Raw genomic sequence first — 10,697 nt, 5'->3', positions numbered from 1 at the left:
ACCCGGTGTCAGTATTCGAAGACGTTGGGGTAGCGGGTATCGGCTTTGAGGTTCAAGTAACGCTTGTCGTCACCGATATTGACCTGGGCGAGGATGTCCCAACGCCCCTCTTTGGGCAGCGTGACCGTCTCGAAGGTGTAGATGCCGCCCTCGACCGTCCCCATGGCAACGGTCATGTCATACTCATGGGTGCCCGGACGGGTCAGACGCAGCGTGACATTCGCGTCATCCACGGGCGTCCCGTCGCGTGTCAGCAGCTTGAACTTGACGACAGCGCCGTCGGCTTTGAATGTCTCCGTCACATAGGTGAGTTCATACTTCTTGTCAAAGGCGATTTTGTTGCGGATGATCGCATTGGCATCATGTTCAAAGTGACGGTAGTCCTGCATATCGAGATCGCTCAACTGTACCGGATTGTCAAGCGCTTTCTTCACCGTCCAGTAGCTCAGTCCCACGACACACATAATGCCTCCGACAACGATCCAAGGCCATTTTCTCCCGGGGTTACTGCTCATCAGTCTGTTTCCTTTTTCTCATCTTGTTTCTTATAAAGATTATAAGTGCGTACAGAATGATGCCATAAAAGACTAAACGCAAAAGATCAAGAAATATCTTACCTTCGTTTCCTGCGGAAGTACTAAGCTCTACGTTGCGGGTCTCGGCGATCTGGTCTGCGATATCCGCATAGCCGTTGTACATCGCGACGGAGTACTTTTTGACCGTATCCACGCCTTTCGTTTTCTGGCCAAGAATCGGCAGGATCGTACCGCCGTAGTTGTCCATGATTTCATTGTAATTTTCCCAGCTGCGGGCGAACATCACGGCACTGATCAGCGCATCTGCGAATGTCGCGTTGGGGCTGAGAACCTGCTTGCGGTTGAAATCCTTATATAATGACGACGGTTGTGCGAAAATCTCGACATCTTTACGCTCTTCAACAAAAGCCAAAACAACAAACGGCTCCTGAAGCTCGTCAGCAAGTATGTTTTTCAGATCGGCAATCGTCTGGTTTTCCTCCAGATCGTGCAACATGACCAGATAGAGCGCTATACCGGTTTTCGCGTAGAGCTCGTCACCATAGGCTTCAATCTGCTTGGCAAAAAGATCGTTGTGGACGACATCGTCTTTATATAAAAAATTCGCATGGAGACTCAGGGAAGTGATTAGCGTGAGGATGAGGGCCGCCAGCCCTCTTGGAAAGGTCAATTAAGTTTCCTTAACCGACGAAAAGGTGGTTCGGTGTCAGTACCGCCCAAAGGGTAACGGCAGCGCTGACAACCAGCAGCGCCGTGATGATAAAGTTCATATCAATTTTCATTTACCCCTCCTCTTAGTTAACCAAAACGCGTTTTGCCGCGTTATCTTTGTTGATCATCTGGATCGACTTCTCGTTCTCGATTTTGTAGAACTTGTCCGCGTTGGCCTGCTGTGCGCCCAGTGCCATCATCGTAAGATAGACCAGGATGCCCAGGAGCAGGACCGTTGCGATGAGCATACCGGTGACGCCGTCAAGCGCGAAAACACCTCTATTTGTATTCTCCATTTCTCGCTCCTTATTTGCTCAGGCTGGTAACGTATGCACCCAGCGCTTCTTTCTGAATGTCGGTCAGGTTGGCAAAGGCCGGCATTGCACCGATCGCACCCTTCTTACCGTGGTTCAGAACATTGACAACCAGTTCCGGTGTAAATGCTGCAACGCTCGGCGCAACGTAAGGCTGACCCATACCGTCCGCACCGTGGCATGCCGCACATGCACCGGCAAAGATATCAGCGCCAGCGCCTTTCATGCCGTTAGCAACGTATTTGGAAACCGTGTCGATCTCCGCATCCGTGATCAGCGCACCCGTGTTCGCATTGAACAGGCCGTTGCGATCCGGCATCGGCATTTCCGTACCGAGCAGTTGGTTGTTAGAACCGTTCTCGATAACGTATTTGACCGTAGTGACTTCAAGACGCTGGTTCAGGTTCGCCGCTTTGCCGTCGATACCGTCTGCCGCGAGACCGTGACACGGAGCACACTGAACGATAAAGACCGAGTTCCCCATCTCAACTTTTGTATCAGCGTCCATGTCAGCGTATTTCGCGTTGAATTCCGCGTCATGCGTTGCCACTTCTTCATTGTATTCACCAATCTGTGAATAGGCGTTGACCGGGTAGCCGGCAACAAAGTACCAGACCGCCCAGATGACCAGGCCGGCGAAGATGATCGCCCAGCCGAACGGCAGTTCGTTCTTGTACTCGCCGATGCCGTCCCAGTTCTCTTCTGCCAGTTCACCAGAAGCGGTGTCCATCTGCATTTGGCGAATGTACTTGGTAACCACAACAACCGCGATGATCGCCGTTGCTGCCGCACCCAGAAGCGCCAGTGCACCCATATAGTCCTTGCCGCCGAGAATGCCCCCGGCCATCTGCCATGTGATTCCCAGCAGGATCACAATGAACAGGGCACCTAAAATATACAGCTTATTCATTTATGCCTCCTCTTTTTTCGTCTCTTCGTTTTCCGAGACGCTTTCTACCGGATTATCGGTAATATCGTCATTGAGCGCCATATCACCATACTTCTCGTAGTTGCGACGCCCTTTCTTTTCGCTGCTATAGAGGTGGTAGATGTAGCTATATAGCACCACCACCAGGAACACCGTAAAGAAGAAGTAGGCATACGCCGAAAAGGTGTTGACATCCACGCGCTACGTCCTTACTTCAGGCTGTTCAGATATGCAATCAGCGCAACAATTTCAGGAACCTGGCCGTTGGCGACCATATCTTTGACATCCTGATCTTTCATGTCTGCTGCAATCATCTTAGCCTCGGCAAGCGCATCGGCTTTCGCACCGTCAAGTGAACCGGCCAGTTTGACCGTTGCCGTACCGCCGTCTGTCATCGGGATCGGCTTGTTATAAGGTACGTTGAACACCTTGTTGACCGTGACCTGCTCCGCATAAGCGGTGTCGATATCCGCCAGGTTTTTGAACATCCAGCGGTACGCCGGCATGATGGAACCCGGAACGATCGCTGCAGGATCTTTCATATGGTTTTCGTGCCAGTCAGTCGTACGGTAGTTACCGACACGCATCAGGTCCGGACCGGTACGTTTGGAACCCCAGAGGAACGGACGGTCATACGCATACTCACCGCTGAGGGAGTAGTGACCGTAGCGGTCTGTCTCGGATTTAAACGGACGAATCAGCTGAGAGTGACATGCATTACAGCTGTTCTTGATATAAACATGGCGGCCTGCCAATTCCAACGTCGAGTACGGTTTCGTACCGATCGTCGGCTGGGAAGCCTCCGCAAAGTTCGGCAGATTCTCAATGAGACCTGCAAACGCAATTGTGACAAAAACGGCTACCGCAAAAAAGAACGGATGCTTTTCTAACCAGTGAAACATATTTCCCTCCTTCTTTCTTACGCTGCCATCGGCGAAGCGCTTTGCAGTTCGCTCTCTTCAACACGGCGGCCGGCAGTCGCAGTTTTGTACATATTCCATGCCCACATGAACATACCGAGGAAGTAGAGTGTACCACCTACAGCACGGATCGTGTAGTACGGGTGCAGGACTGTAACGGTATCGATGAAAGAGTAAGCGAGGTTACCGAACTCATCGTGTGCACGCCACATCATACCCTGCGTAATACCCGCAATCCACATAGAAGTAAAGTACAGGACAACACCCAGTGTCTGGATCCAGAACTGCGTGTTCATCAGAGACTTGGAGTAGATCTCGCGCTTATAAACACGCGGTGCCATGTGCAGGAGTGCTGCAATGATCATGAAGGAGACCCAACCAAGAACACCGTCGTGTACGTGACCGACAATCCAGTCAGTAAAGTGCGCCAGTGCGTTAACAGATTTGATCGCCTGGATCGGACCTTCGAGCGTAGAGAACATGTAGAACGTAGACGCAAGAACCATGAACTTAATCAGCGGGTTGGTCGCAACCTGGTTCCACTCACCTTTCATAGTAAGCAGCATGTTGATCGCAGAACCCCAAGACGGCAGAATCAGGACGACAGAGAAGACAGAACCCATTGTCTGCATCCAGTCAGGTACCGTAGAGAAGAGCAGGTGGTGACCGCCGGCCCAGAGGTAAACGAACATCAGACCCCAGAATGCGAGCAGGGAGAGCTTATAGGAATAAACCGCCTGGCCGGACTCTTTCGGGAGGAAGTAGTAGATCATTGCAACGATAGGAACCGTGAACCCGAAGGCAACGGCGTTGTGACCGTACCACCACTGAACAAGAGCGTCATTCGTACCAGCATACATGGAAACAGAGTGGTACCATGCACCCGCACCGGAGACCAGCGCCGTCGGAACTTCCATATTGTTGAAGAGGTAAAGCATAGCGATACCGAGGAAAGTTGCGATGTAGTACCAGACAGAGATATAAAGTGATTTCTCACGGCGGATACCGATGAGACCGAAGATCTGAATACCGAACAGAACCCAGATAACAACGATCAGAATGTCGATCGGCCATTCAAACTCTGCATACTCTTTTGACGTCGTGATTCCCAAAAGCAGTGAACCGACGATCGCAACGACCGCGAGAAGATAGAGGGCGAACTGAAGTTTTGCTGTTACCATCAAGAACTTCGATTCTGCCATAGACACCTTCAGTACACGCTGGCCGACGTAGAACCACGTCGCCATGATACCGCTAACCGTAAACCCGAAAATGACTGCATCTGTATGCAGCGGGCGCAGACGGCTGAAGTTCGTAAACTCAGCCAGCCCTTCCCCGGCAATCAGGTTCACACTCGGAAATGCCAGTTCCCATGCCAAGATGACACCGATCAGCATTCCGACAATACCCAATACAATTGTCATAAACATCCACAATTTGGCAATTGTATAGTCGTACTCCAATGGACGATTTTCCATTACAAGCCTCCTTAGATTTCAAAGCGTAAAAGGTCCCGGACGGGCACCTGCAAAACCAAAAGCACGCTTACGGCTTTGCAGATGCTCCCTTTCCGAGACTATTTGACCCCATCATATTAACAGCGGAAATATTTAATGAATCTTAAATTTTTTAAAATGTGAGAGATATTGATAGTTTAACTAAATTTTTAAGTTTAATTTCATCTTCATGGGTAAAATCGTATCAGCTTATAGTTTTGATTATCATTTCAAGGCGCTGAGGAGGGGTGTCGCCCCGCGAAATCCCGTTATGCAGACCATTATCCGGTGCATTGTACCACGTCTCGAACTGCAGGTATGCTTTCATCAGTGTCCAGCCGCCGAACGCGATGACCGTCACGGCGGCGAGCTGGATCATGACGCTACGGAATTTCGTCTGGGAGAAGAAGCCGACGACGTAGGCGAAGGAGAAGAGCGTCGGGATCGTAAAGAGCCCGAAGATCGCCATCACCGCCGCGCCGTAGAGTGCCGACTGCGTCGTTGTCGCCGTCACGAGCATCGTGTAGACCAGGCCGCAGGGGAAGAGGCCGTTCAGAATCCCCAGAATATAGAAACTCATTGGCATGGCCGACGTCAGCTGCGCCGTAAAGACCCGCTTGAACCAGCTGTAGTTCGTAATCGGCACTTCGATGGAGGTCAGAAATTTAAGCTTTCCGGCAAAAGAGAGTCCCATCAGGATCATCATTACCCCCGCCACAGCATACATGATGGAGCGCGTCAGGGGGCTGACGTCCCAGAACGATCCGAAATACCCGAACAGCGCACCGAAGAGCGTATAGGTCGTAATACGCCCGATATTATAGAGGAAGTGGTAAAAAGCGCTCTGGGTCTTGGAGAAGCGGGGTTTGATCTTTGCGGTTGTGTAGGTAACGATAAAGCCGCCGCACATGCCGATGCAGTGGCCGATAGAGCCCAGCAGGGCGAAGGTGATAATAGCCGTCCACTCGATTGATGTCACTGTCACTCCATACGGCAAAGGAGCAAAGCCCTTTTGCTCACGCTTGGTTTTGTCTGTCCTCGCTACGCTGCGGAATTTCGCTCCGCTACATGCTTCGGCAGCAGGCGACCGGAAGAAGTACCTCTATGGTGCCCGCGCACCCCCTAAAGAAACATCGCTACGCGAGCGGTTCCCTTGTTTTGGTGCTTTTTGCCTTGTTCAAATCCTGTTGTATCTGAGTATAACCCAGATGCGTTACCGGAATATTAAATCAGCGCTGCATCAGCGCGAGGAATTCGCCGAAGACGTATTCGCTGTCTTTCGGTCCCGGGCTCGCTTCGGGGTGGTGCTGCACCGAAAAGATCGGAGCGTCGTTGTAGCGCAGCCCCTCGATCGTGCTGTCAAAGAGGTTCGTATGCGTCACCGAAGCGATCTCGGTGATGTTTTCGGGCACGTTATAGTTATGGTTCTGCGCCGTGATCTCGACCATGCCCGTTTTGACGTTTTTCACCGGGTGGTTGCCGCCGTGGTGGCCGAACCGGAGCTTGAAGGTGTCATAACCGTGGGAGATGGAGAGCAGCTGATGCCCGAGGCAGATCCCGAACATCGGCACTTTGTGCGCGATCAGCTGCTTGATCGTCTCCTGCTCCTTTTTCAATACCAGCGGATCCCCCGGCCCGTTGGAGAGGAAAACGCCGTCGATCTCTTTGGCCTCGTAGCGCGCGATCAGCGTCTCGGCAGAGGTTGCATTGGGCACGACTTCGACGGCCATCCCCGCCTGGGTCAGTTCATTGAGGATGTTGCGCTTGACGCCGAAGTCCATCGCGACGATGCGCGCCTGTGTTTCGGGGGCGTCGTTGTAGCGGAAATTAACCGCGTCATAGGTGCCGTTCGTATGCTTGTAGGCCTCTTTGGTGCTGACCTGCTCGATGTAGTTCACCTCTTCGATGCGCGGGGAGTTCTCCAGCACCTTCTTGAGTTCGGCCTTGTCGCTGATCTCGGTGGAGGCGACCATCATCATCGCCCCTTCGGTACGCAGCATCTTCGTGAGGTAGCGGGTGTCGATATCGCAGATGCCCATGACGCCGTGGCGCTTCAACAGCGCATCGAGTGACTCCTCGGCGCGGAAGTTGGAGTAGCGCGGCTGGTACTGGCGTACGATGATCCCTTTTGCATGGGCTGCCGTGCTCTCCATATCTTCGGCATTCGCACCGACGTTGCCGATCTCGGGCATCGTGAAGGTGACGAACTGTCCGGCGTAGGAGGGGTCCGTCGCGATCTCCTGGTAGCCGCTCATCGACGTATTGAAGACGATTTCGCCGACCGCCGTCGTCTCGGCGCCGAAGCTCATTGCTTCGAAATAGGTGCCGTTCTCAAGATAGATCCATGCTGTTTTCATACAAGCCCCCTCCGGGTCAGCTCTTCGCGGTAGAGTTTTTCAAACCGCAGTTCATACTCATCCGTGCCCGGGATGAGCTGTTTCTGGAACGACTTCATCTTCTCGTTCACCGCGCGCTCGATCTCGTCGTTGTCCGCGATAAAGGAAGTGATCGCGTCATAGATGATGTTCTTGAGCCGGTTTTCGCTGACGTCGTAGTTCATCAGGTCTTCTTCGTAGATCGCATCGAGGATCTTGTGTGCCAGGTCCGAAAAGCGGTCTTCATAGGAGAGGATGACCCCGTATTCGGGTGCAAGCTTCTTCTTGATCATAAAGAAGAGCTGGCGGTCATCCGCCTGGTAAAAGTCGATCTCGTCCTCGTTGTCGTTGACGATCTCCTTGACGCGCGCTTCGAGGGCTGCTTCCTGCTTTACGCTCTCTTCAAGTATCTTTTTCGCTTCGGCGACAATAGGGTCCATCCCCTGCGTCATCGTCACCAGTCCGCTGCGTGCCAGCTCGACGGCGACGCGGTTGGCGAGATGCGGTATCTGCGCGAGTGTCACTTTCATAGCCCATACCCTTGCGGGCGCCCCGTTTCACAGGAACGTGCACCCAGATTTTTTCGCTATTTTAGCGGGTATTCGATTACAATGAGGTTAGAACGCGCGACGTTCCCGTTACGCCGCATTAACGCGACTGCACTATGATGTCCTTTGGGTGCACAGCACCCTGCATGCATAAAGGAGAGTCCATGATTTACAGTCACAAAAACGATGACACCGAACGCAACCTTACGCCCGCCGAACAGGCCAAGCTCAAACGCCTCTGTCGAGCAGCATCGACTGCCTGGATGGTTGACGGCGACTGCAGACGCCGCTAGGGTTACGCCCTCTTCTGCCTTTTGGGCAACCGGATGACGAACTCCGCGCCGCCGTCCCTGTTTTCGACCGCAATCTGCCCTTTGAGGTTTTTCTCCGTAATGATTTTCGACATATAGAGCCCTATCCCCGTCCCCTGCGACTCGAACTTGGTCGTAAAATAGGGGTCGAAGATCTTCTCCATGATCTCCTCCGGCACGCCGCCGCCGTTGTCCGCGATAAAGAGCAGGACATCCCCGTTCCTCTCTTCTCCCGTGATCCTGATCTTTTTCGCTTCGGGCCCGTGCTGCAGGAGCACGTCTTTGGCGTTGCTGACAAGGTTGAGGATCACCTGCTTGAGTTCGTTGGGGTAGAGTTCCGCTTCGATCCGCTCCGGCACATTAACCTCCACGTCGATCTTCTTCTGTTCCAACGCGGGGATCACCAGCCCGAGCACCTCATCGACCAGGGGTCGCAGCCGGACCGTTTCGAGCTGTTTGTCTTTTTTGAAAAAGTTGCGGAAGTCGTCGATGGTCTGGGACATGTAGTCCACCTGGCGGTGCACGATATCGATCAGCCTGTCGACCTCCTCGTCGTCGACCTTTCCCAGCTGACGTTTGAGGTCGAGGTTGGCAATGCCTATTCCCATGACATTGAGCGGCTGACGCCACTGGTGGGCGATGGATTCGATCATCTCCCCTATGGTCGCCATTTTCGCCTGCTGTATCATCAACCGCTCTTTGTCCCGGTTTTCGCCCACCGCCTCTTCGACCCGCTCATTCAGCGTGGCATTGAGCTCCGTCAGTTCACGGGTACGGCGTCTTACAAGTTCATCGAGACGGATGTACTTGTAGCCGAACAGCAGCGCGATCACGGCCAGGACCCCCAGTATCTTCCACAGCAGGGCGTAATCAAACTGGTGTTTGTAGACCGTCGGTACCCACTGGCGGTAAATCGCCTCGCGCTCCTCGTCCCCGATACTGTCAATGGCGCGCTGCATCAGCGCCTGCAGTTCGGGCCAGTCGCTGCGGATACCCATCGCGATCTCGTAGTCGTAGGGCGTCTGTCCGACGATACGCAGGTTGTTCAACCCCTCCTTCGCGATCACGTAGCTGGCGACGGCCAGCGCATCCACCGCGACATCGGCCCGTCCGAAGGCGACCATCCGCAGTGCGTCGGGAAGATTTTTCGTCTGGATCCGCTGGATCTGTGGGAAATCGCGCTTTAAAAAGATATCGGCTGCATCATCCTTCACCACGGCAACGCGCTTACCCTTCAGTACCGTCAGATCCCCGACATACTGGAACGATTCGCCGCCGATGATCACCATCGGCAGGGTCAGGTAGGGGCGGGTAAAGTTCATATAGGCGTGCCGCTCCGGCACGGCCATGATGGCGGCGGCGACATCCAGCTCCCGCGCATTCAGCGCCTCGTCGACCTCCTGCCAGCTTTTTTTCGGCGCCGCTTCGATGCGCACCCCCAGTTTTTCCGCGACACGCCGCATAAACCCGTAAGAGACCCCGCCGTACACCCCCTTTCGCGACATGAACTCGATCGGCGGCCACACCGGGTCCACGCCGACGCGGAGGATGGGATGCTGCCCGAGCCACGCCTGTTCCTCTGCCGTAAGCCGCAGCCGCTCCGGGTGATAGACGAAGGCGCCGATATCCCGGCTGCCCTTAATGTACCCCAGCAGCATATACGCCTGATAGATCGCTTTGAGGCGCTCGATGCTCAGATCCCCCAGCGGCGTATCGTCTTTCAGGGCGTACGTCTTGAGGGCTTCCCCTTCGAAACGCAGCGCATCAAGGCTTTTATGCTGAATGTTGTATTTCTCGAAAAGCATCTCCCCCGTCTCATCGATATGGGCGAAGGCGTAGCGCCACCCTTTCAAACTCGCCTCATAAAAGCGTTTGACGCGTTCGGGATACTGCTTCAGTTCCGCCTGGGAGGTGAAAAGAATGTCGTTGTAAAAATCAAATCCCGAAACTTTCGGATCGATCGCGAAGGTCTTGATACCGCGCTGCGCAAGGACATAGGGCTCATTGGAGGAGTACGCCGCCATCGCATCCGTTTCATTCTGCTCGAGCGACAACGGGTCAAAGGTATGGTCAATGAGCACGAGGTCCTCTTCCTTCATGCCTGCATTGCGAAGCATCGCCTGGACCGATGCCGCCGTCTGGACATCGCTGGTCATCATTACCCGCTTGCCGCGCAGGTCCTTGATCGTACGGATGCCCGAATCCTCCCGCACCAGAAGCATCATCGGCGAACTTTGGAAAATGGCCGCCATCGCTACAAGCGGTGCACCGCTCTCATACTTGACCAGGAGCGATGTCCTTCCCGTCCCATACTGCGCCCGGCCGCTCAGCACCTCCTGCTCCACATCCGTTTCCGGTTTCATGACGCGGATCTCGACGTCGAGGCCGGCGTCGGCATAAAACCCTTTTTCCTTGGCAACATAGTATCCGGCAAACTGGAACTGGGGCAGCCACTGCAGCTGCAGCACGACGTGCTCATTGCGCGCTTCATGCGCCCGCAGCGACAGCGACAAGAACAGGAACACCAGCAAAACCGCACGAAGGCGCATGCATTACCT

Annotated in this window: 12 protein-coding genes; 1 reads left to right on the top strand and 11 read right to left on the bottom strand. The window is 53.9% G+C overall.

Translation table 11 applies throughout. The annotated features are described in order from the left end of the window. Window positions 1-8 precede the first annotated feature (8 nt). The 10 genes from WCY31_RS00975 to WCY31_RS00930 form a co-directional block, all read right to left on the bottom strand. Window positions 9-515 (bottom strand): FixH family protein, encoded by a 507-nt coding sequence (locus WCY31_RS00975; protein WP_345970354.1) that lies wholly within the window; start codon window positions 513-515, stop codon window positions 9-11. Next, entirely contained in the window at window positions 505-1,206 is a 702-nt protein-coding gene (locus WCY31_RS00970; protein ID WP_345970353.1) for a 3-dehydroquinate dehydratase, read from the bottom strand. The genes WCY31_RS00975 and WCY31_RS00970 overlap by 11 nt, the downstream gene beginning before the upstream one ends. A gap of 124 nt (window positions 1,207-1,330) precedes the next feature. Continuing rightward, on the bottom strand, window positions 1,331-1,543 hold the full coding sequence (locus WCY31_RS00965) for a DUF4006 family protein (RefSeq protein ID WP_231019726.1): 213 nt from the start codon (window positions 1,541-1,543) through the stop codon (window positions 1,331-1,333). A gap of 10 nt (window positions 1,544-1,553) precedes the next feature. Then, window positions 1,554-2,471 carry a c-type cytochrome gene (locus WCY31_RS00960; RefSeq protein ID WP_345970352.1) on the bottom strand — a complete coding sequence of 306 codons (918 nt, stop codon included), beginning with the start codon at window positions 2,469-2,471 and terminating at the stop codon, window positions 1,554-1,556. Continuing rightward, on the bottom strand, window positions 2,472-2,687 hold the full coding sequence (locus tag WCY31_RS00955; protein WP_231019724.1) for a cytochrome c oxidase, cbb3-type, CcoQ subunit: 216 nt from the start codon (window positions 2,685-2,687) through the stop codon (window positions 2,472-2,474). 11 nt (window positions 2,688-2,698) lie between these two features. Next, entirely contained in the window at window positions 2,699-3,391 is a 693-nt protein-coding gene (gene ccoO / locus WCY31_RS00950) for a cytochrome-c oxidase, cbb3-type subunit II (RefSeq protein WP_345970351.1), read from the bottom strand. A gap of 17 nt (window positions 3,392-3,408) precedes the next feature. After that, on the bottom strand, window positions 3,409-4,887 hold the full coding sequence (ccoN, locus tag WCY31_RS00945; RefSeq protein ID WP_345970350.1) for a cytochrome-c oxidase, cbb3-type subunit I: 1,479 nt from the start codon (window positions 4,885-4,887) through the stop codon (window positions 3,409-3,411). Between the two features lie 223 nt (window positions 4,888-5,110). Beyond that, entirely contained in the window at window positions 5,111-5,884 is a 774-nt protein-coding gene (locus tag WCY31_RS00940; protein WP_345970349.1) for a sulfite exporter TauE/SafE family protein, read from the bottom strand. Between the two features lie 250 nt (window positions 5,885-6,134). Further along, complete coding sequence (carA, locus tag WCY31_RS00935; RefSeq protein ID WP_345970348.1) at window positions 6,135-7,262, bottom strand: glutamine-hydrolyzing carbamoyl-phosphate synthase small subunit; 1,128 nt, start codon at window positions 7,260-7,262, stop codon at window positions 6,135-6,137. After that, window positions 7,259-7,810, bottom strand: coding sequence for a DUF507 family protein (locus tag WCY31_RS00930; RefSeq protein WP_345970347.1), 552 nt, complete (start codon window positions 7,808-7,810; stop codon window positions 7,259-7,261). Before WCY31_RS00930 ends, carA begins: the two co-directional genes overlap by 4 nt. A gap of 182 nt (window positions 7,811-7,992) precedes the next feature. On the opposite strand from WCY31_RS00930, the gene WCY31_RS00925 reads away from it, so the two are divergent. Continuing rightward, window positions 7,993-8,121, top strand: coding sequence for a hypothetical protein (locus WCY31_RS00925; protein ID WP_345970346.1), 129 nt, complete (start codon window positions 7,993-7,995; stop codon window positions 8,119-8,121). Between the two features lie 2 nt (window positions 8,122-8,123). Here the strand turns inward: WCY31_RS00925 and WCY31_RS00920 are convergent, their stop codons facing one another. Then, window positions 8,124-10,688: an ABC transporter substrate-binding protein gene (locus WCY31_RS00920; RefSeq protein ID WP_345970345.1), complete on the bottom strand. Its 2,565-nt coding sequence runs from the start codon at window positions 10,686-10,688 to the stop codon at window positions 8,124-8,126. Window positions 10,689-10,697 lie beyond the last annotated feature (9 nt).

It is taken from the genome of Sulfurimonas sp. HSL3-1 (assembly GCF_039645995.1).
In the GTDB taxonomy this organism is placed as follows: Bacteria; Campylobacterota; Campylobacteria; order Campylobacterales; family Sulfurimonadaceae; genus Thiomicrolovo; species Thiomicrolovo diazotrophicus.
The sequence above is the reverse complement of the archived record's forward strand: the minus strand, read 5'-3'. Positions and strand labels throughout refer to the sequence as shown.